This window comes from Sphingopyxis sp. Geo48 (genome assembly GCF_949769155.1).
In the GTDB taxonomy this organism is placed as follows: Bacteria; Pseudomonadota; Alphaproteobacteria; order Sphingomonadales; family Sphingomonadaceae; genus Sphingopyxis.
In genome coordinates this window covers 257,689-278,842 of record NZ_CATKPA010000003.1, presented here as the reverse complement: position 1 = coordinate 278,842, position 21,154 = coordinate 257,689, and the positions used below count along the sequence as shown (strand labels likewise).

General features: G+C 66.2%; 17 protein-coding genes. 9 read left to right on the top strand and 8 right to left on the bottom strand.

Features of this window, described 5'->3' with window-relative positions; genetic code table 11:
• Window positions 1-101: 101 nt before the first annotated feature.
• A complete protein-coding gene (locus QOL79_RS12870; RefSeq protein WP_283419850.1) occupies window positions 102-251 on the top strand; it encodes a hypothetical protein in 150 nt (49 codons plus the stop codon).
• 293 nt (window positions 252-544) lie between these two features.
• Here QOL79_RS12870 and mmsB read toward each other — a convergent pair whose 3' ends face one another.
• The 7 genes from mmsB to QOL79_RS12835 all read right to left on the bottom strand — a co-directional run bounded on the left by mmsB (window position 545) and on the right by QOL79_RS12835 (window position 6,901).
• Window positions 545-1,420 carry a 3-hydroxyisobutyrate dehydrogenase gene (mmsB, locus tag QOL79_RS12865; RefSeq protein ID WP_283419849.1) on the bottom strand — a complete coding sequence of 292 codons (876 nt, stop codon included), beginning with the start codon at window positions 1,418-1,420 and terminating at the stop codon, window positions 545-547.
• 118 nt (window positions 1,421-1,538) lie between these two features.
• The gene (locus tag QOL79_RS12860) at window positions 1,539-2,321 is read right to left on the bottom strand and encodes an enoyl-CoA hydratase-related protein (protein WP_204992170.1); all 783 of its coding nucleotides are present in this window, start codon (window positions 2,319-2,321) and stop codon (window positions 1,539-1,541) included.
• 95 nt (window positions 2,322-2,416) lie between these two features.
• Window positions 2,417-3,463, bottom strand: coding sequence for an enoyl-CoA hydratase/isomerase family protein (locus tag QOL79_RS12855; protein WP_283419848.1), 1,047 nt, complete (start codon window positions 3,461-3,463; stop codon window positions 2,417-2,419).
• Entirely contained in the window at window positions 3,460-4,605 is a 1,146-nt protein-coding gene (locus tag QOL79_RS12850) for an acyl-CoA dehydrogenase family protein (protein ID WP_283419847.1), read from the bottom strand. Before QOL79_RS12850 ends, QOL79_RS12855 begins: the two co-directional genes overlap by 4 nt.
• A complete protein-coding gene (locus tag QOL79_RS12845) occupies window positions 4,602-5,003 on the bottom strand; it encodes a RidA family protein (protein ID WP_204992167.1) in 402 nt (133 codons plus the stop codon). Before QOL79_RS12845 ends, QOL79_RS12850 begins: the two co-directional genes overlap by 4 nt.
• On the bottom strand, window positions 4,996-5,295 hold the full coding sequence (locus QOL79_RS12840) for an I78 family peptidase inhibitor (RefSeq protein WP_283419846.1): 300 nt from the start codon (window positions 5,293-5,295) through the stop codon (window positions 4,996-4,998). The genes QOL79_RS12845 and QOL79_RS12840 overlap by 8 nt, the downstream gene beginning before the upstream one ends.
• A gap of 100 nt (window positions 5,296-5,395) precedes the next feature.
• Window positions 5,396-6,901 (bottom strand): CoA-acylating methylmalonate-semialdehyde dehydrogenase, encoded by a 1,506-nt coding sequence (locus QOL79_RS12835; protein WP_283419845.1) that lies wholly within the window; start codon window positions 6,899-6,901, stop codon window positions 5,396-5,398.
• A 97-nt stretch (window positions 6,902-6,998) separates the two neighbouring features.
• Here QOL79_RS12835 and QOL79_RS12830 point away from each other — a divergent pair, with 97 nt between their 5' ends.
• The 7 genes from QOL79_RS12830 to QOL79_RS12800 all read left to right on the top strand — a co-directional run bounded on the left by QOL79_RS12830 (window position 6,999) and on the right by QOL79_RS12800 (window position 19,506).
• Complete coding sequence (locus QOL79_RS12830; RefSeq protein ID WP_283419844.1) at window positions 6,999-7,886, top strand: LysR family transcriptional regulator; 888 nt, start codon at window positions 6,999-7,001, stop codon at window positions 7,884-7,886.
• 138 nt (window positions 7,887-8,024) lie between these two features.
• Window positions 8,025-9,230 carry an efflux RND transporter periplasmic adaptor subunit gene (locus QOL79_RS12825; protein ID WP_283419843.1) on the top strand — a complete coding sequence of 402 codons (1,206 nt, stop codon included), beginning with the start codon at window positions 8,025-8,027 and terminating at the stop codon, window positions 9,228-9,230.
• Between the two features lie 6 nt (window positions 9,231-9,236).
• On the top strand, window positions 9,237-12,434 hold the full coding sequence (locus QOL79_RS12820; RefSeq protein ID WP_283419842.1) for an efflux RND transporter permease subunit: 3,198 nt from the start codon (window positions 9,237-9,239) through the stop codon (window positions 12,432-12,434).
• The gene (locus QOL79_RS12815; protein ID WP_283419841.1) at window positions 12,431-13,828 is read left to right on the top strand and encodes an efflux transporter outer membrane subunit; all 1,398 of its coding nucleotides are present in this window, start codon (window positions 12,431-12,433) and stop codon (window positions 13,826-13,828) included. The genes QOL79_RS12820 and QOL79_RS12815 overlap by 4 nt, the downstream gene beginning before the upstream one ends.
• Before the next feature lie 152 nt (window positions 13,829-13,980).
• Window positions 13,981-14,781 carry an ImuA family protein gene (locus QOL79_RS12810; protein ID WP_058456367.1) on the top strand — a complete coding sequence of 267 codons (801 nt, stop codon included), beginning with the start codon at window positions 13,981-13,983 and terminating at the stop codon, window positions 14,779-14,781.
• Window positions 14,693-16,222, top strand: coding sequence for a Y-family DNA polymerase (locus QOL79_RS12805; protein ID WP_283419840.1), 1,530 nt, complete (start codon window positions 14,693-14,695; stop codon window positions 16,220-16,222). The genes QOL79_RS12810 and QOL79_RS12805 overlap by 89 nt, the downstream gene beginning before the upstream one ends.
• A complete protein-coding gene (locus QOL79_RS12800; protein ID WP_283419839.1) occupies window positions 16,219-19,506 on the top strand; it encodes an error-prone DNA polymerase in 3,288 nt (1,095 codons plus the stop codon). Before QOL79_RS12805 ends, QOL79_RS12800 begins: the two co-directional genes overlap by 4 nt.
• A gap of 231 nt (window positions 19,507-19,737) precedes the next feature.
• On the opposite strand, the gene QOL79_RS12795 is transcribed toward QOL79_RS12800, so the two are convergent.
• Entirely contained in the window at window positions 19,738-20,559 is an 822-nt protein-coding gene (locus tag QOL79_RS12795) for a flagellin N-terminal helical domain-containing protein (protein WP_058456370.1), read from the bottom strand.
• A 247-nt stretch (window positions 20,560-20,806) separates the two neighbouring features.
• Between QOL79_RS12795 and fliE the strand changes: the two genes are divergently transcribed.
• Window positions 20,807-21,151, top strand: coding sequence for a flagellar hook-basal body complex protein FliE (fliE, locus tag QOL79_RS12790; RefSeq protein WP_058456371.1), 345 nt, complete (start codon window positions 20,807-20,809; stop codon window positions 21,149-21,151).
• The last annotated feature ends 3 nt before the right edge of the window (window positions 21,152-21,154 follow it).

Genomic DNA, 21,154 nt, shown 5'->3' with positions numbered 1-21,154 from the left:
TCGACCGGAAGGCGACTTATCCTTCATCGTCACCCCGGACTTGATCCGGGGTCCATGCCTTCGCCGACGCCGTGGATCCCGGATCAAGTCCTGGATGACGAATGAGGATCGGCGAACGTATGCTCCCCACCCTAATTGCGTCGTTGGTCGCCGATCTCGATGCGATGGCAGGAATCGACCGATTGCAGACGCTGAACAATGTTGGCACAAAGCGGCATGCCGATGTTGCCGACATCCTCATCCGCCTTTAGGTTGTTCCTGTGGTATCTTTGGTCAATTCCGATTGTTATCGCCGTCCTGTCCATCTTCGATCTGCATTTCGAGTACGACGGTGACATAATGTTCTGGGTGATCGTTGGCTACATAGCCCCCGCGGGACTGGTTAGCGAAGCGATAGGCCAAGGGTTCGGTATCGGACTGCTAGTCTACATATTGCTACTTGCCGTCATCACGGCATGGTCAGTTCAGCGCACCCGGCGCGAAAAATGCGCCGGCTGAGGACGTCCGCTCCCCACCCCAAACCCGCCACTGGCGACGCTGCTGTTTATCCCTGCAAAGTCTGGATGATCGCTGAAAAATCGCGGCCATCCTTGTCGGCTTCGACGAACGCCTCGTACAATTCGCGCGCCTTCGATCCCATTGGAACATCGGCGTCGACGCTCGCCGCCGCCTCCATCGCAAGACGCAGATCCTTGAGCATCAGCGCCGCGGCGAAGCCGCCCTTGTAGCCATTGTCGGCCGGCGTCGTCGGCCCGACGCCCGGAAGCGGCGCGTAGGACGTCAGCGACCAGCATTGCCCCGACGACACGCTGGCGATGTCGAAGAATTTCTGCGGATCGAGCCCGAGCTTCTGCGCGAGCGCGAGCGTTTCGCACGTCGCGATCATCGAGGCGCCGAGCAGCATGTTGTTGCAGATCTTCGCGCCTTGTCCGGCGCCCGCGTCGCCGGCGTGGATCACCGCCTTGCCCATTTTCGCGAGGATCGGTTCGGCGCGCGCGAACCCTTCGTCGGTGCCGCCGACCATGAAGGTCAGCGTGCCCGCATTGGCGGCGGCGATGCCGCCCGAAACCGGCGCGTCGACCGCGACAAGGCCCTTGGCTCTCGCCGCTTCAATATTGGCGCGCGCAGTTGCGACGTCGATCGTCGAGCAATCGAGGAGCAAGGTGCCGGGCGCGGCATTGGGGAAGACATCGGCTTCATAGACCGAGGCGACATGCTTGCCCGCGGGGAGCATTGTCACGACCGCTTCGGCGCCGGTGACGGCTTCGGCCGCCGAAGCAGCGCGCGTACATCCCGCCTCGACCGCGCGCGCCAGCGCCTCTTCGCTGAGGTCGAAGGCGCGAACCTCATGGCCCGCCTTGGCAAGGTTTGCGGCCATGCCGCCGCCCATATTGCCGAGTCCGATGAATGCGATTTTCATAGTCTCTCCCCTCCCGCGTGCGGGAGGGGCCGGGGGAGGGCCTGTCCCGAATATTGAACTTGTGGAGAGGAAACAGCCCCTCCCCTAACCCCTCCCGCAAGCGGGAGGGGGACTGGGCTCACCGACCCTTCCACACGCCTTCGCGCTTCTCGATGAACGCGGCCATGCCTTCGGCCTTGTCCTCGGTCGCGGCGAGGATCTGGAACAGGCGGCGTTCGTAGACCAGCCCCTGGTCGAGCGTCGTCTCGAACGCGGCGTTGACCATGTCCTTGTTCACCATCGCGGCCATCGGCGGCATCGCGGCGATGACGGTCGCGGTCTTCACCGCTTCGTCGACCAGCGTCTCATGCGGAACGACCCGCGCGACGAGGCCCGAGCGCTCGGCTTCGGCGGCGTCCATCATCCGGCCGGTCAGGCACATTTCCATCGCCTTCGCCTTGCCGATCGCGCGCGTGAGCCGCTGCGACCCACCCATGCCCGGCGCGACGCCGAGCTTGATTTCGGGCTGGCCGAATTTCGCCTTGTCGCTGGCGATGATGAAGTCCGCCATCATCGCGAGCTCGCAGCCGCCGCCCAAGGCAAAGCCGTTCACGGCGGCGATCCACGGCTTGCGAACCTTCTTCACGAACTCGCTCGTCCATTTCGAGAAGAAGTCCTCAATATAGAAATCGGCGGCCGCCTTGTCGGCCATTTCCTTGATGTCGGCGCCCGCGGCAAAGGCCTTGTCGCCCGAACCGGTGAGGATGGCGCAGCGCTGGCCGGCGTCGGCCTCGAAGGCGGCGAAGGCGGCAATCAGATCATCGAGCACGCCCGAGTTCAGCGCATTCAGCGCCTGCGGGCGGTTCAAGGTCACCAGCGTGACGGCGCCGCGTTGTTCGACGAGAAGGGTTTCGTAGGTCATTCAGATCGTCTCCAGATGGTCGTCATGCCGGACTTGATCCGGTATCCATTCCGACGGTGCGCCAATGACCCCGGATCGAGTCCGGGGTGACGAGGTTAAGTGAGCGGGGTCCATTTCTCGGATTCGGGCAGCGGCGCGAAGATCGCGTCGATCCAGTCGTCGGTGACGGCTTCGGGCGTCGGCGGGTCCCATTTCGGGCTGTTGTCCTTGTCGACGATCAGCGCGCGGACGCCCTCGATGAAGTCGTGCATCTGGACGACGCGGGCGCCAATCGCATATTCCTGCGTCATCTCGGCCGCGAAGTCGTGCATCTCGCCGCCTTCCTTGAGCTGACGCAGCGCGACCTTGCAGGTCTGTGGCGACTTGCTGTGCAGCGCCGCGAGTTCCTTTTCCGCCCATTCGCCGCCATCGGCTTCGAGCGCGGCGAGGATATCCTCATAGGTGTCGCTGGCGAAGAGGCGGTTGATCTTGTCAATCTGGTGGGTGATCGCGGCGGGGGGCGCGGTGACCGACAGTTCGCCCAATATGCCACCGATGCGGTCGGGGTGCTGCGCGATGCGCTCTTTCGCCTCGGCGAGCTTCTCCGACGGCAGATAATGCGTCGCGAGGCCGAGCGCGAGGCAGTCCGCCCCGTCGAGCCGCGCGCCGGTGAGCGCGAGGAAGACGCCGACGCGCCCCTCGAGCCGCGGCAGATACCAGCCGCCGCCGACGTCGGGGAACAGGCCGATCGCGGTCTCGGGCATGGCGAAACGCGTATGCTCGGTCGCCACGCGATACTTCGCCGGCTGCGAAATGCCGACGCCGCCGCCCATGGTGATGCCGTCCATGAAGGCGACGACGGGCTTGGGGTAGGTGAAGAGCAGATGGTTCAGGCGATATTCGGTGTGGAAGAATAGCCGCGCCTCGATGCCGTCCTTCGCACCGCTTGTCGCAAGCATACGGATGTCGCCGCCGGCGCAGAAGCCGCGACCCTCGCTATGATCGATGATCACAGCCTCGACGGCGTCGGCCTCGCGCCACGCCAGCAGGGCATCGATCATCGCCTCGCACATCGGCAAGTTGAGCGCGTGGATCGCCTTCGGGCGGTTGAGCGACAGATGGCCGACGCGGCCCTCGACGCTGATCAGTACATCGTCCGTCATTGGCGCAACAGGTCCCTTCCGACGATCATCCGCATCACCTGGTTGGTGCCTTCGAGGATCGAATGGACGCGCAGGTCGCGCCAGAAGCGCTCGATCGGATAGTCCTTCAAATAACCATAGCCGCCGAACAGCTGCAACGCGTCGTTGACGATCTTGCTGCCGCTATCGGTCGCGAGCCGCTTTGCCATCGCCGAAAAGCGCGACTTGTCGGGGGCGTTCGCGGTGACTTTTGCGGCCGCCATGTAAAGCAAGGCGCGCGCGGCTTCGAGGTCGGTCGCCATGTCGGCGAGCATGAACTGGGTGTTCTGGAAGTCGGCGATCGGTTGCCCGAACTGCTGGCGGTCCTTGGTGTAGGCGATCGCTTCGTCGAGGCAGCGCTGTGCGCCGCCGAGCGAACAGGCGCCGATGTTGAGGCGCCCACCGTCGAGCCCCGCCATCGCGAAGCGGAAACCGTCGCCCTCGGCGCCGACGAGGTTTTCGACGGGCACGCGGCAGTCCTCGAAGATCACCTGCGCGGTGGGGGACGCGTTCCAGCCGAGCTTCTTCTCCGGCGCGCCGAAACTGAGGCCCGGCGTGTCCTTTCCGATGACGAGGCAGGAGATGCCCTTCGCCTTTTCCTCGCCCGTGCGGACCATGCAGACATAGATGTCGTTGACCCCGGCGCCCGAGATGAACTGCTTGGTGCCGTTTAGGATATAATGGTCGCCATCCTTCCTCGCGGTCGTCTTGAGCGCCGCGGCGTCGGAGCCCGACCCCGGTTCGGTCAGGCAATAGCTCGCGATCTTTTCCATGCTGACGAGGTTGGGCAGGAAGCGCGCCTTGATTTGGGCGCCGCCGAAGCGGTCGATCATCCACGCCGCCATATTGTGGATCGAGATATAGGCCGACGTCGCGGGGCAACCATAGGCCATCGCCTCCATGATCAGCGCTGCCTCGAGCCGGCCGAGCCCGATGCCGCCCGATTCTTCGGACACGTAAATCGCGCCGAAGCCGAGTTCGCCCGCGGCCTTCCACACGTCGACAGGATAGTGGCTTTTCTCGTCCCACTCGGCCGCGAAGGGCGTGATGCGGTCGGCGGTGAACTTGCGCGCCATATCCTGGATAGCGAGCTGGTCGTCGGTAAGCTGGAACTGGTCGGTCATGTCTCTGTCTCTAAAATGGCCTCGGCTTCGATTTCGACCTTCCACTCGGGGCGGATCAGCGCGGGGATGACGAGCATCGTCGACGCGGGGCGAATGTCGCCGAACATCGCGCCATGCGCGCGGCCGACGAGATCGGCGTCGGCGGGATCGGTAATGTACATGCGGGTGCGCACGACGTCGGCAGGCGAGCCGCCGAGCGCTTCGAGTGCCTCGCGAATGATCGTCAGGCAGCGCGCCGCTTGCGCGCCCGCGTCGCCCGGCGTCGAGGCACCGTCGGGCTCGATCGGCGCGCAGCCCGCGACGTCGATGCGGTTCCCCACCCGAACCGCGCGGCTGTAGCCATAGACGGGTTCGAAGGGCGAGGCAGAGCTGTGGTTGCGACGCGCCGGATCAGCCACAGGTGATGCGCTCGATCTTGTAGGCGTCGTCGTACATGATGTTCACGCGGTCCTGGCGGTAATCCATCGTCATCGCCGAGCGCGGCGGGCCCCAGCGCAGCGTGCGGGCACCGGTTGCCTTGAGTACCGCAGCGCCGACCTCGGGCGTTGCAGTCTGGCCGACGAAGGAAGTGCCGCTGTCGGCATTGCACGTCATCGGGTCAGCCGCGGACGCCGGTTCGGTTCCACCACCCATCGTGGCGCAGGCGGCAAGCGGCAGCATGGCGGCGGCGGCGGCAAAGCGAATATCCATGTCTGTTCTCCCCTGATGGCGCCGCCCCGATGGCGGCAGCGCAACCATAGCCCGGCCGCCCTCCCGCGTCGATGACGGGAAAGCGCCGAACCGGCCCGGCTTACCCCATCGTCGGGATGACGAAGGCGTTGCCGCCATCAGGCGAGCCGTCGGGCCAGCGCGCGGTGACGGTCTTGACCTTGGTCCAGAACTTCACGCCTTCCATGCCGTGCTGGTTGGTGTCGCCGAACGCCGACCGCTTCCAGCCGCCGAACGTATGGTACGCGACCGGCACCGGAATCGGCACGTTGATGCCGACCATGCCGACGTTGACGCGCGCCGCGAATTCGCGCGCCGCGTGGCCGTTGCGGGTGAAGATCGCGACGCCGTTGCCATATTGGTGCTTCGACGGCAGTTCGAGCGCGGTCTCGAAATCGGGGGCACGGACGATCTGGAGCACCGGGCCGAAGATTTCTTCCTTGTAGCTTTCCATGTCGGTCGTGACATGGTCGAACAGCGTCGGGCCGACGAAGAAGCCCTTTTCATGCCCCTGCAGCGTGAAGCCGCGGCCGTCGACGACGAGCTCGGCGCCCTCGTCGGCGCATTTCGCGATCCAGCCTTCGACCTTTTCCTTGTGCGCCTGCGTCACCACGGGGCCGTAATGCGCCTCGGCATCGGTCGACACGCCGACGCGCAGCGCCTCGATCGCAGGAACCAGCTTTTCGCGCAGGCGGTTTGCGGTGTCCTCGCCGACGGGAACGACGACCGGCAGCGCCATGCAGCGCTCGCCCGCCGAGCCGAAGGCGGCGCCGGTCAGATCGTTCACGACCTGGTCGAGATCGGCATCGGGCATCACGATGCCGTGGTTCTTCGCGCCGCCCATCGCCTGTACGCGCTTGCCGTTCGCGACGCCGCGATTGTAGACATAATGCGCGATATCCGACGAACCGACGAAGCTGACCGCGCCGATGTCGGGATGATCGAGGATCGCGTCGACCATTTCCTTGTCGCCATGGACGGTCTGGAAAATGCCTTCGGGCATACCCGCTTCGAGAAAGAGTTCCGACAGGCGCACGGGGACCGAGGGGTCGCGCTCGCTGGGCTTCAGAATGAAGGCATTGCCGACCGCGGTCGCGACGCCGCCCATCCAAAGCGGAATCATCGCGGGGAAGTTGAACGGGGTGATACCCGCGCCGATGCCGATCGGCTGGCGCATCGAATAGACGTCGATGCCCGGCCCGGCGCCCTGCGTATATTCGCCCTTCAGCACATGCGGGATGCCGCAACAGAATTCGATGACTTCGAGACCGCGCTGGATATCGCCCTTCGAGTCCGCGATCACCTTGCCATGCTCGGCCGAGAGCATCTCGGCGAGCTGGTTCATATTGGCTTCGACGAGGCGCTTGAATTCGAACATCACGCGCGCGCGGCGCTGCGGGTTGGTCGCGGCCCAGGCGGGCTGCGCGGCCTTCGCGGCGGCCACCGCGCGATCGAGGATGGCGCTGTCGCCGAGCGCGACCTGCGCCTGTACGCCGCCGTTGTTCGGGTCGAGGACATCGCCGAAGCGCCCGGAACCTCTTGCGCCGCCGCCGGCGCCGCCGACGATGTGGTGGTCGATCTGTCGCATATCCGAGTCTCCCGTATGACGTTGCCGCTGCCACAGACCAGTTGCGCCGCGATTGCAAGGGATAGACTTGCAGGCATATCCTGCATATTTGCAGCTCATGGACTGGGATAAGCTGCAATATTTCCTGTTCGTCGCGCGCCACGGCACGCTCGCGCGCGCCGGCGCGGCGCTGCATGTCGATGCGACGACCGTCAGCCGACAGGTCAGCGCGCTCGAGGCCGCGCTGCAGCAGACTTTGTTCGAACGCGCGCCGACGGGGTTCGTTCTGACCGCGGCGGGCCGGGCGCTCGTTCCGCACGCCGAAGCGATGGCGGCGGCGGCGGCGCGCATCCATTCGGCGCAGCCGGGCGGGTCGGCGCTGTCGGGGCAACTCCGCGTCAGCGTCTCCGAAGGGTTCGGCAACAGCTTCATCGCCCCGCGCCTGGGCAGTTTCGTCGCCGCGCATCCCGAGCTCGAGATCGACCTCGTCGCTTCGTCGGGCTTCCTCAACCCGTCGCGGCGCGAGGCCGATATGGCGGTGCTGCTTGCGCGGCCGCGCAAGGGCCCGCTGATCACGCGCAAGCTCGCCGACTACAGCCTCGGCCTCTACGCCCCCGCCGATCGCCCCGACTGGCAGGATGCGGTCGCCGCGGCACCGCTGTCGCGCGCGGGCATCCCGGTGATCGGCTATATGCCCGACATCCTCTATGCCCCCGAACTCGACTATCTGGGCGAGATCGAGCCGGGCCTCCGCGCGAACGTCCGCTCCTCGTCAATCCTCGCGCAGCGGCGAATGATCGCCGGCGGCGCAGGGGTTGGCGTGTTGCCCTGCTTCCTCGCGGGGGACGATCCCGCGCTGGTCCGCGTGCGCCCCGATCAGACGATCGCGCGCGCTTTCTGGCTTGCGCTCCACCGCGACGTCGCACCGCAGCCACGCATCCGCGCCTTTATCGACTGGCTCGACGTCGAGGTGCGCGAGAGCCGGGCGCTTCTCGTCCCCGCCTGATTGCCCGCGCATCCAAATTGTCGCACTTTGTCGCAAGTGCCTGAAAGCGCTTGCATGGTGCAATGCGATGGGCTGAATAGCCCGAATCCGACGCTTTGCTCCCCCGCCGGCCGGCCTAACCCGAGACGGATTTTTCGAATGACGATGACGAAGCCGCCGCTCCTGATCGGAGCCTTGTGCGCCCTGACGCTTTCGCTCGGCGCCTGTTCGGGCAAGGAAGACGAAGGGCGCGGCAACCGCGCCGCGCAGGTCGGCTATGTCGTCGTCCGGCAGGAGGCCGTTCCGCTCACCACGTCGCTCGGCGGCCGCACCGTCGCCTTCGAGACGAGCGAGGTCCGGCCGCAGGTGAACGGCATCATCCGCCGCCGCCTGTTCACCGAGGGCGGCTTCGTGCGCGCCGGCCAGCCGCTCTACCAGATCGACGCCAGCCTCTACCGCGCCGCGGTCGATCAGGCGGAGGCAAACCTCGCCAGCGCGCGCGCCAGTGCGCAGGCGGCCGACGAGAAAGCGAAGCGTTTCGAACCGCTCGCAAAGATTCAAGCGGTCGCGCAGCAGGATTACAGCGACGCGCTCGCGCAGGCACGCAGCGCGCGCGCCGCGGTCGCGCAAAATGCCGCCGCGCTCGAAACCGCGCGGATCAACCTGCGCTACACCAGCCTGTCGGCGCCGATCAGCGGGCGTATCGGGCGCAGCCTGGTGACGCCGGGCGGGCTCGCGAGCGCGAACCAGGCGACCCCGCTGGCGGTGATCCAGCAGACCGACCCGATCTATGTCGACATGCAGCAATCGAGCGCCGACCTCACGCGCCTCCGTCAGGCGCTGGCGAGCGGCGGGGTGACCCCCGGCAGTACCTCCGTGCGGCTGAAGCTCGAGGACGGCAGCGATTATGGCTTCGCCGGCACGGTGCAATTCTCCGAAGTCACCGTCAACGAAGGCACCGGCACCGTGACCCTGCGCGCGCGCTTCCCCAATCCGCAGGGGCTGCTGCTGCCCGGCATGTTCGTGACCGCGCTGTTCGATCAGGCGATCAATCCGACCGCTATTCTGGTCCCGCAAGCCGCGGTGCAGCGCGACTTCGACGGATCGGCCTTCGTCTATCTGGTCGGCAAGGACAACAAGGCGGCGCGGCGCAAGATCGTCGCCGAGCGCACCGTCGGCCCGAACTGGGTCGTCACCGACGGGCTGAAGCCCGGCGACAAGGTCATCACGCAGGGGGTCGGCAACCTCAAGGCAGGGGCGCCGGTCAAGCCGGTTCCGGCGAGCAGTCCGCAGCGGTTGGGGACACCCGCTGGCAAAGCTGCGGACGGGGGCTCGGATAAGGGCGCTGCGGCGAAAGGAAACTAGCCCCCCATGTCGCGTCTCTTCATCGACCGGCCGATCTTTGCCTGGGTGCTGGCGATCATCGTCATGCTCGGCGGGCTCGGCGCGCTGCGCGCGCTGCCGATCGAGCAATATCCCGACATCGCCCCCGCGCAGGTCAACATCCGCGCGACCTATCCGGGCGCCTCCGCCGAAGCGATCGAGAACAGCGTCACCCAGGTGCTCGAGCAGCAGCTGACCGGGATCGACGGCCTGCTCTATTTCAGCTCGCAGTCGAGCTCGCGTGGGCAGGCGACCATCACCGCGATCTTTGCCAAGGGAACCGACCCCGACATCGCGCAGGTGCAGGTGCAGAACAAGATCGCCTCGGCGATCTCGCGCCTGCCGGCACAGGTGCAGAGCCAGGGCATCCGCGTCACCAAAGCCAATTCGGACACGCTGCTGCTCGTCGGCGTCTATGACACCACCGACACGCGCTCGTTTCAGGACGTGTCGGACTTCCTGTCGTCGAACATCCAGGATCCGCTGTCGCGCGTCGAGGGGGTCGGCGACGTCAACGTCTTCGGTTCGCCGCACGCGATGCGCATCTGGCTCAACCCGCAGCGGCTCGCCGCGGTGTCGCTGATGCCCGGCGATGTCGTCACCGCGATCACCGCCCAAAATGCCGAGGTCGCGGCGGGCGAGGTCGGCGGCACGCCGGCGCCGCAAGGCCAGATGCTCAACGCGACGGTCACCGCGCAGTCGCGCCTCCAGACCGCCGAGCAGTTCGAGAATATCGTGCTGAAGACGCTCCCCGACGGATCGAGCGTGCGGATCAAGGACATCGCGCGGGTCGAGATCGGCGCCGAAAGCTATGCGACGATCGTCCGCATCAACGGTCATCCGGGCGCGGGCATGTCGATCTCGCTCTCGCCCGGCTCCGACGCGCTCGAGACCGCCGACCGCGTCAAGGCGCGGATGCAGGAACTCTCGGCCGACTTCCCCGACGGCCTCACCTACAGCTACGCCAACGACGCGACCGCCTTCATCAAACTGTCGGTGAGCGAAGTGCAAAAGTCGCTGTTTGAGGCAATCCTGCTCGTCATCGTCGTGATGTTCGTCTTCCTGCAAAGCTGGCGCGCGGTGCTGATTCCCGCGATCGCGGTGCCCGTCGTGCTGCTCGGCACCTTCGGCGTCTTTTACATATTGGGCTTCAGCATCAACACGATGACCCTGTTCGGGCTGACCCTTGCGATCGGCCTGCTCGTCGACGACGCGATCGTCGTCGTCGAGAATGTCGAGCGGTTGATGGAAGAGAATCCCGGCATGTCGGCGCGCGAGGCGACGATCCAGTCAATGAAGGAGTTGCAGGTCGCGCTGATCGCGATCGCGCTCGTGCTGTCGGCGGTGTTTCTGCCGATGGCCTTCTTCGGCGGCTCGACCGGGGTCATCTATCGCCAATTCTCGGTCACGATCGTCTCGGCGATGGCGCTGTCGGTGCTCGTCGCGCTGATCCTGAGCCCCGCGCTGACCTCGACCTTGCTCAAGCCCCCGCAGCATGGCGACGTGCCCGAAAAGCCGCACCGTTTCCCGCGCGCCCACGCCGCGATGAAGCGCGCGCAGGACGGCTTCAACAATTGGTTCGACCGCTCCGTGAATGCCTATGTCGGCAGCGTGACCAAGGTCGTCGACCGCAAATGGCTGTTCCTCGGCATCTATGCGCTGATCCTCGCCCTGCTCGCGGTGATGTTCCTGCGGCTGCCGAGCGGCTTCCTGCCCAACGAGGATCAGGGCCGCGTCCAGATCCAGTTCCGCCTGCCCGCCGGCGCGACGCAGGAACGCACGCTGCAGGTGCGCGACCAGATCGAGAAATATCTGCTGACGCAGGAAAAGGCGAATGTCGGCGCGCTCTTCCTCGTCGCGGGCGGCGGCGGGGGCGGCGGCGCGGTCGGCCAGAATACCGGTCAGGGCTTCATCAACCTGGTCGACTGGGACAGCCGGCCGGGCAAGGAAAATACCGCCGACGCGATCGCCGAGCGCACGCGCAAGGCTTTGTCGGGAATCCGCGATGCGCAGGTATTCGCGCTCGTCCCGGGCGCAGTCCGCGGGCTCGGCGATGCCTCGGGCTTCACGATGGAGTTCCAGAACCGCAGCGGGATGAGCCGCGATGAGTTCGTGGCGGCGCGCGAAAAGCTGCTCGCCGCGGCCAGCGCCAATCCGAAGCTCACCTCGGTGCGCCTCTCCGACCTTCCCGACGTCGCGACGCTCAAGATCGACATCGATTCGCAGCGGCTCACCGCTTACGGCCTCACCAACAGCGACGTGAACAACACGCTCGCGACCGCGTGGGGCGGCCGCTATGTCAACGACTTCATCGACAAGGGCCGCGTCAAGCGCGTCTATGTCCAGGGCGACGCGCAATATCGCGCCAAGCCCGAGGATCTCGGCCAGTGGTATGTCCGCTCGTCGAACGGCGAGATGTCACCCTTCTCGGCCTTCGCCGACCTCGGCTGGTCGACGACGCCCAGCAGCACCTCGCGCTTCCAGGGTGTCCCCGCCTTCGAAATCTCGGGCCAGCCCGCCCCCGGCACCAGTTCGGGCGAGGCGATGGACGAGATGGAGCGAATGGCGAACGAAATTCCCGGCACCAGCGTCGCCTGGGCTGGCTCCTCCTATCAGGAACGGCTGTCGTCGGGGCAGGCGTCCTTGCTCTATGCGCTGTCGCTGCTCGTCGTCTTCCTCTGTCTCGCGGCGCTTTACGAAAGCTGGTCGATCCCGCTCGCGGTGCTGCTCGTCATTCCGCTCGGCCTCGTCGGCTCGGTGTTTGCGGTGACGCTGCGCGGGCTCGAGAATGACGTCTATCTGCAGATCGGCCTGCTCACCACGATGGGGCTAGCGGCGAAGAATGCGATCCTGATGATCGAATTCGCCGAGCAGGAAGAGAAAAAGGGCAAGCGCGTGATCGAGGCTGCGGTCGAGGCGGCGCGCATCCGTCTCCGTCCGATCCTGATGACGAGCTTTGCCTTCATCTTCGGTGTGCTACCGCTTGCGATTGCGACCGGCGGCGGCGCGAACAGCCGCGTCGCGATCGGCACCGCGGTGATCGGCGGGATGCTGACCGCCGCGCTGCTTGCGATCTTCTTCATCCCGCTCTTCTTCGTCCTCGTCCGCCGCGGCGTTCGCGACGGGCTCGCGGCGCTGCGCCAACGGTTCGGCAAGAAGGACGGCGGCGCGGAGGTGGCGGCATGAATCGCGCCTCGCTCCTGATCGCGGCCCCGTTGCTCCTCGCCGGCTGCTCGCTCACGCCGAAGACGGTGCTGCCCGCGCCGCCGGTGCCGCAGAGCTGGCCCGCGGGCGACGCCTATCTGCTCCAGAACGAGGCGGCGCTGCCGGTGCTGTCGTACAAGACGGTGTTCACCGACGCGCGGCTACAGCGCCTCGTCGAACAGGCGCTGGTCAACAACCGCGACCTCCGCGTCGCCTATGCCAATCTCGCCGCCGCGCGGGCGCAGGCGCGCGTCAGCCGCGCCGGGCAGTTCCCCGAACTCGGCGTCAGCGCGGGCGCGGGCTATTCGGACAATGGAGGCACGGGCAGCGGGAGCGGCGATTTCTCGCTGCGCGGCGGGATTACCGCCTTCGAACTCGACCTGTTCGGCCGGCTCGCCAACGCCGCCGAATCCGACCGCAACAGCGCACTCGCAACCGAGGCGGCATCGCGCACCGTGCGCCTCGCGTTGATTGCGGACCTTGCGAGCGCCTGGGCCACCTATGGCGCCGACCGCGACCTGCTCAAGATCGCCGAGGATACCGCCGCCAACGCGCGCGAAAGCGTCCGTCTGACCAGGGCGCGGCTCGACGGCGGGGTCGCGCCGCGCACCGACCTCAGCCAGGCCGAACAGATCCTCGCCACCGCCGAGGATTCGATCGCACAGCAGAAAACCCGGCTCGCGCAGGACGAGAATCTGATCCGCCTGCTCGTCGGCGCCGAGTTCGACCGTGCGCAGCTCCCCGCTGGCCTCGCCGAAGTGACGCCGGGGATCGTCCAGCTTCCCGCCGGGGTCAGCTCGGAAATCCTGCTTCGCCGTCCTGATGTGATCGAGGCCGAATATCGCCTGCGCGCCGCCAATGCCGATATCGGCATCGCGCGTGCGCGGCTGTTCCCGACGATCTCGCTCACCGGGCTGCTCGGCTTCGCGAGCGACGCGCTCGGAAGCCTCTTCGACAGCGGATCCTTCAACTGGTCGGTCGGCGGCGACGCCAGCGCGACGATCTTCGACTTCGGCGGCCGCCGCGCCGGGGTCGATGTGACCAAGGCGCAGCGTGATGCCGCGCTCGCGAGCTATGAAGGCGCAATCCAGACCGCCTTCCGCGAGGTCGCCGACGCGCTCGCGGTGCAGGGGACGATGTCGGAACGCGTCCGCGCCGCCGCTGCCAATACCGAAGCCGCCGCCGATACCGCGATGCTCACCGACGCCCGGTACAAGGGCGGCGTTGACAGCTTCCTTTCCAGCTTGGATGCCCAGCGCAGCCTCTATGCGGCACGGCGAAGCGAGATCGGGACGCAGTTGCTGCTCGTGAGCACGCGCATCGCACTGTTCCGCGCGCTGGGTGGGGATAGCAACGCGGGCGTTACGGCGCCCTAATAGCCTTTCGTCACCCCGGACTTGATCCGGGGCCCATGCTTCGTCGGCGGAATGGATGCCGGATCAAGTCCGGCATGACGAAATGAGCAATGGTTGACTCAACTTGACAATCGCCCCCGCTCGCGCGCTAATAGAACAAATCAGGAACATATATGCACGAGTCGTCCCAATCTCTCGCCGGGTTGCGCAAGCATATCGCCCGGCTGGCCGCCGATGGTGGCCAGACAAGCCGCCCGGCCGAGGGCTGGCTGGCGAGCGGACATGCGGGCTTCGACGCCGCGCTCGGCGGCGGGTTCGCGGTCGGGCGGACGCATGAATTTTTCGCCGCCGACGCGCTCGACGGGACGAGCGCCGCGGCCTTCGCTGCGCTGCTGGCGCTGCGTACCCCCGGCAAGATGCCGCTGATCTGGCTGCGCACCGCCGACGCCGGAGGGCGCGCCGGGCATATTTACGCCCCCGGAATCGCCGAACTCGGCGGCGACCCCGACCGGCTGCTGCTCGTCGAGACTCCCGATCCCAAGATGCTGCTTGCCTGCGCGAACGATGCGATCCGCTGCGCCGGATCGGCGGCGGTGATCGTCGAGAGCTGGGGGAAATTCCCCTTGCTCGACCTCACCGCGGGCCGCCGTCTCGCGCTCGGCGCGCGCGATGCAGGCACGACCCTGTTAATGCTCCGCCTCAACGCTGTCCCCGCACCGAGCGTCGCCGAAACGCGGTGGAGCGTCGCCGCGGCGGCGTCGCGCGAACTTGAGGCCAATGCGCCGGGCGCCCCCGCCTTCGACCTCGAACTGCTGCGCTGGCGCGCCGGCCCCGCGGGCGGCCGCTGGCGACTGGACTGGAACCATGACAACAAAAGTTTCGGGCATGCCTGCGGGGAGCCGGCGCTATCTGGCGCTGTTCTTCCCGTACCTGCCCGCCGAGCGGCTTTGCCGCACGGCGCCGCGGCCGCCTGACGCCCCGCTGGTCTTCACCGAGAAGATACGCGGCGCACTGCGCATCGCGAGCGTCGACCCGGCCGCGCAGGCGGTCGGACTCGCCGTCGGCATGCCGCTTGCGGACGCGCGCGCGCGGGTTCCCGAGCTGATCGCCGTCCAGCACGACCCGGTCGCCGACCACGCCTGGCTCGACCGGCTCGCCTTGGGATGCAACCGCTACACGCCGCTCGTCGCGCTCGACGCTCCCGACGGGCTGATCCTCGACATCGCAGGCGCCGAGCATCTGGCAGGTGGCGAGGCGAGCCTGATCTTCGATGCCGAAATGCGTCTGTCGCGGCTCGGCATGAGCGTCCGCCACGCCTTCGGCCCGACCGCCGACGCAGCGCGTGCGCTCGCGCGCTACCAGACGCGCCCCGCCCCGGACGAAGCCAGCGCGGTCCGCCGACTGCCCGTGCTCGCGCTCGAACTCGGGCCCGAGGCGACGACAGCACTCGTTCGCGCGGGACTGAAGACGATCGGCGACCTCGCGAGCCGCCCGATGGCGAATATCGCCGCGCGTTTCGGCGCCGGCGCCGCGATGGCGCTCCGCCGTATTCTCGGCGACGCGCCGAGCCCGCTCGACCCGCGCATCGCGCCGCCGCCGGTCGCGGTCGAACGCCGCTTCGCCGAACCGATCGGCAGCACGGCGCATGCGACCAAGGTGCTGGCCGAACTCGCGAACGAAGCGATCAAGGAGTTGCTCGATCGCGGCAAAGGCGGCCGCCATTTCCGCGCGACCTTCTTTCGCAGCGACGGGCTGGCGCGCGGCATCGATATCGAAACCGGCCATGCGACCCGCGACGCGCGCCTCGTCATGCGGCTGTTTGCCGAGCGGATGGACGGGCTTGCCGACCCGCTCGACCCCGGCTTCGGCTTCGACATGATCCGCCTCACGGTGCCGCGGCTCGACCCGCTCGGCGCCACGCAGCTGAAACTCGAAGGCGGCGAAGTCCGTGAAGCGGCGATGGACGAGCTCGTCGACCGGATGACGACGCGGCTCGGGCGGCGACGTGTCAAAAAATTGATAGCCGAGGACACGCATATCCCCGAACAGGCGCAGCTCGCGCTTCCCGCGATCGACGCGCCGCAACCCGCGCCCTGGATCGCGCCCGAACCCGGCGAACCCCCGACACGCCCCTTCCACCTCTTCGACCCGCCGCAGCCGATCGAGGTGATCGCCGAGGTCCCCGACGGCCCCCCGCACCAGTTCCGCTGGCGCCGCGCGACGCATGCGGTGCGCCGCTACGAAGGCCCCGAACGCATCGCCGCCGAATGGTGGCGCCGCCGCGACAATGGTGGGCTGACACGCGACTATTACCGCGTCGAGGACGTCCACGGCCGCCGCTACTGGCTCTTCCGCCACGGCCTGTACGACGAAAAGCCCGACCCGCGCTGGTATATCCACGGGGTTTTCGCATGAGCGACGAGTCCGCTGATCCTGGCTTCGCGGAACTGGTCGCCGCGACCAACTACAGCTTCCTGCGGGGAGCGTCGCATCCCGCCGACATGGTGGCCGAGGCGATCGCGCTCGGCATGACCGGCATCGGCATCGCCGATCGGAATAGTGTGGCCGGGGTAGTGCGGGCATGGGCTTTTCTGAAAGAGCTGCGGGTCAAAAATCCCGGGGCAGTAGAGGGCTTCCGGCTCGTGGTCGGTGCAAGGCTCGTCTTCGCCGACGGCACGCCCGACATCGTCACCTATCCCGTCAGCCGCCACGGCTGGGGCCGACTGACCCGCCTTCTGTCGATCGGCAATCTGCGCACGCAAAAGGGCAGCTGCATTCTCGAACTGGGCGACCTGCTCGACCATTGCGAGGATCTGCTACTGATCGCGATGGAGGGGGATGAGGAATTGCTTCGCACCCTCAAACGCAAACGGCCGAAATCGGTCTGGCTGGCCGCCACAATGCCGCTGTCGGGTGCCGACACTCGGCGCTTGGCCGAACTCCAACGCTTATCGGCAGCGACAAATGTCCCGCTGCTCGCCACCAATGACGCCTTTTATGCGACATCCGCCCAACGCCCGCTTCACGACATCATCACCTGTATCCGGGAAGGCGTGACCCTTCAGAAGGCCGGCAAGCGACTCCGCGCCAATGGCGAGCGCCATTTGAAAGCGCCTGCCGAAATGAAGCGACTGTTCGCACAAAGCCCGAAGGCGATTGATGCCAGCACCAAGCTGCTCGCCCGCATCAATTTCGACCTCGAAGATTTGCGCTACGAATATCCGCACGAGCCGGTGCCGCCGGGCTGGAAGCCGTTCAACTATCTCCACCATCTGGTGAAGACAGCCGCGGAGAAACGCTATGGCGCACCGCTGAAGCCCAAAATCCGCAAGATGATCGGCAACGAACTCCGTCTGATCCGACGGCGGAATTATGTCTATTATTTTCTGACCGTTTACGATCTTGTCCGCTTCGCACGCGCGCAGGAGCCGCCGATCCTGTGTCAGGGGCGCGGATCGGCCGCCAATTCGATCGTCTGTTTTCTGCTCGGCGTCACCTCGGTCGATCCGGACGAGCACAAGCTGCTCTTCTCCCGCTTCGTCTCGGCCGAGCGTGACGAACCTCCCGACATCGATGTCGATTTCGAACATGAGCGGCGCGAGGAGGTCATTCAGTATATTTACGACCGCTACACGCGCGATCGCACCGCGATTGCCGCAACCGTCATCCACTATCGCCCGCGCAGCACGATCCGCGAGGTCGGCAAGGCGCTGGGGCTGAGCGAAGATGTCACTGCGCGGCTCGCCGACACGAGCTGGGGAAGCTGGGGGGACGAGGTGCCCGTCGAGCGGCTGGTCGAAGCAGGGCTTAACCCGCACAATGGCGAAATCGAGCGCCTGCACCGCTTTGTAAGCGAACTGCTGAAAGCGCCGCGCCATCTGTCGCAGCATGTCGGCGGCTTCGTCCTCACCGAAGGGCGGCTCGACGAACTGGTCCCCATCCATAATGCCGCGATGGAGGATCGCACCTTTATCGAATGGGACAAGGACGACATCGACGCATTGGGACTGATGAAGGTCGACGTGCTCGCACTCGGAATGCTCACCTGCATCCGCAAATGCTACGACCTGATGCGCGAACATGGGCTGGGCGACCACACGCTGGAGCTCGACATCGATTCCAAGGATCCGGCCGTTTACGACATGCTGTGCAAGGGCGACAGCATCGGCGTCTTTCAGGTCGAGAGCCGCGCGCAAATCAATATGCTCCCGCGTCTGCGGCCCCGGAAGCTCTATGATCTGGTCGTGCAGGTTGCGATCGTCCGTCCCGGACCGATCGAGGGCGATATGGTGCATCCCTATCTGCGCCGCCGGAACGGGGAGGAGGAGGTCGAGTATCCCTCGCCGGCGCCGCCTCACGATCCGAACGAGCTTAAGGAGGTGCTGGGTCATACTTTTGGCGTGCCACTCTTTCAGGAGCAGGCGATGAATCTGGCGATCACCGCCGCCGGTTTTACGCCCGAAGAGGCCAATGGACTGCGGCGCGCGATGGCGACCTTTCGCAATGTCGGCACGATCGACAATTTCCGCGACAAGATGGTCGGCGGCATGGTCGCGCGCGGATACAAGCAGGATTTCGCCGAACGCTGCTTCAAACAGATCGAGGGTTTCGGCAGCTATGGCTTTCCCGAAAGCCATGCCCAATCCTTCGCTCGGCTCGTCTATGTCTCGTCATGGATCAAACATTACCACCCTGCCGTCTTCGCCTGCGGCATCCTCAATTCGCAACCGATGGGTTTCTACGCCCCCGCGCAGCTTGTGCGCGACGCGCGCGATCATGGCGTCGAGGTGCGCGCGGTCGATGTCAACGCCAGCGGTTGGGACAATAGTCTCGAACGGCGCGATGATGGCAGCCTCGCTCTCCGGCTCGGTTTCCGGCAGGTCGACGGGTTTCGCGAGGAGTGGGCGAAGGCGATCGCCGATGCGCGCGCCACCTCGGCTTTCACTTCGGTCGAGGAACTCGCGCGCCGCGCCAACCTGCCCTCGCGCGCGCTGCGCCTCATCGCCGATGCCGATGCGTGCCGGTCGATGGGGCTCGACCGACGGCCGGCGCTGTGGGATGCGCGGCGCGTGCGGCAGGGGGTGCTGCCGCTGTTCGGCGCCGCCGAGGCGAATGAACTGGGCTTCGAGGAAGACGCACAGCTGCCGCCGACCCCGATGGTCGAGCATGTGCTCACCGATTACCAGACGACGCGGCTGTCGCTGAAAGGCCATCCGATGGCGTTCCTGCGCGCCGACCTGGCGCGCGAGGGCATATTGAGCGCTACCGAGGTCGCGGCGGCCAAGAACGGGGCGATCGTCCGCACCGCAGGCGTGGTGCTGGTCCGCCAGCGGCCGGGCAAAGGCAATGCGATCTTCATCACGCTCGAGGACGAGGGCGGGATCGTCAACATATTGCTGTGGGCGCGCCATTTCGAACGCTATCGCCGCGCGGTGATGGCGTCGCGGCTGATGCTCGCCGAGGGCGAAGTGCAGCGAAGCAAGGAGGGTGTCATCCACCTAATGGCAACGCGGATCGTCGACCGCACGGCAATGCTCGACGCGCTTGGCGACGACCGGCGTTTCGTACCCGACCTTTGCCGTGCCGACGAGGTCAAGCATCCGCAAGTGCCGCGCGGACGGTCCGAAGGCGACTATGCGCAGCGCCACGGCCATCCGCGCAACGTCCGCATCCTGCCCAAGTCGCGGGATTTCCATTGAAGAGCTTTGTCCCGGCTGACGCCGGGAACGGTTCCAGCCCGCTCCCCCTCCCAGCCTCCCATAGGATACGATGTCGGGAGGCTGGGAGGGGGAGCGGGCTGGAACCGCGCCTGTTTCGGTCACGCCGAAACAGAATACAAAGATGCCCCGGCTGTGGGGAGCCGGGGCATCGGATCAGGCCAATAAAGGGACCAACCAAAGTTGGCCTGAACTGTTTGCGATGGTTATCTTTTAGCCGCGGAGCAGGTTCATCACGCCCTGCGCGCTCTGGTTCGCCTGCGCGAGCATCGCGGTCGACGCCTGCGACAGGATCTGGGCAGCGGCCAGCTTGGTCGATTCCGCCGAGAAGTCGGTGTCTTCGATGCGCGAGCGCGATTCGTCGAGGTTGGTGACGCGGGCCGACAGATTGTCGACGGCCGCGGTCAGGCGGTTCTGCTGCGCACCGAGGTTGGCGCGTTCGCCGGCGACCGTGGTGATCGCGGTGTCGAGCGTCGCCAGCGCGCCGGTGGCACCCGCCGCAGTCGCAACCGACAGAGCGTTGACGCCGAGCGTCGTGGCGGTGAGGTTGCCGATCGTGATGTTCACGACTTCGGTCGAGTTGATGCCGGTCTGGATGTCGAAGCCGGCGGCAACGCTACCGTCGAGCAGCTTGTTGCCGTTGAAGGTCGTCTGCGTCGTGATATCGCCGATCTGCGAGATCAGCGCCGTGACTTCCTTCTGCACCAGCGCGCGGTCGGCGTCGGCCAGCGTGCCGTTCGAGGCCTGCATGGCCAGTTCACGCATACGGACGAGGATGTCCGAAATGCTGGCGGCGCCGCTGTCGGCGGTCTGAGCGAGCGAAATACCGTCGTTCGCGTTGCGGATCGCCTGCGTGAAGCCCTTCGAAGCGGCGTTCATGCGGGTTGCGACGGCGAGGCCGGCGGCATCGTCCTTCGCGCTGTTGATGCGCTTGCCCGACGACAGGCGTTCCATCGCCTGCGACTGCATGCGCTCGGCAACACGCGAGCTGTTCTGGGCGCGGAGCGCGCTCACATTGGTGTTGATGACAGTCATGTTGTTCCTTTCCGGCCTCGATGGCCATTCCCGTGATGTGAGGGCTCGAGGAGCGGTCACGGATGCAGTAACGGCGGGCGGCGGCGGCGATTAAGCCGGCGTGTCAAAAAAATGCCGAAGGCAGCGTTAAGCCTGATCCGCATTCATATATCCTGCTGGAAAAGTGCCATAAAATTTTTTGGCACGCGCTTTGCATTACTCTTTGGGCGTGCGGTCGACCGCTGCGCACCAGGACGGATGAAAGCTTATGAGCACGATTGACCCGAGCCGGCTGTTGCAGATGCGCAGCACGATTCTCAATCAGAACCAGGCGCTGCAGCGCGCCGCGGGCCGCGGTGCCGCGGACGGCATCGAGGGCGGCGTCGGGGGAACCCCCGATTTCGGCGCCGCCATCAGCAACGCCCTGCAACAGGTCAACAACCAGCAGGCAAAGGCCAGCGAACTCAGCGAAGCCTATGAGCGCGGCGACACGCATGACATCGTCAGCGTGATGATCGAGCGCCAGAAGGCCTCGCTGGGCTTCGAGACCACGCTGCAGGTCCGCAACAAGCTGCTCTCCGCCTATCGCGACATCATGAACATGCCGGTATAATCC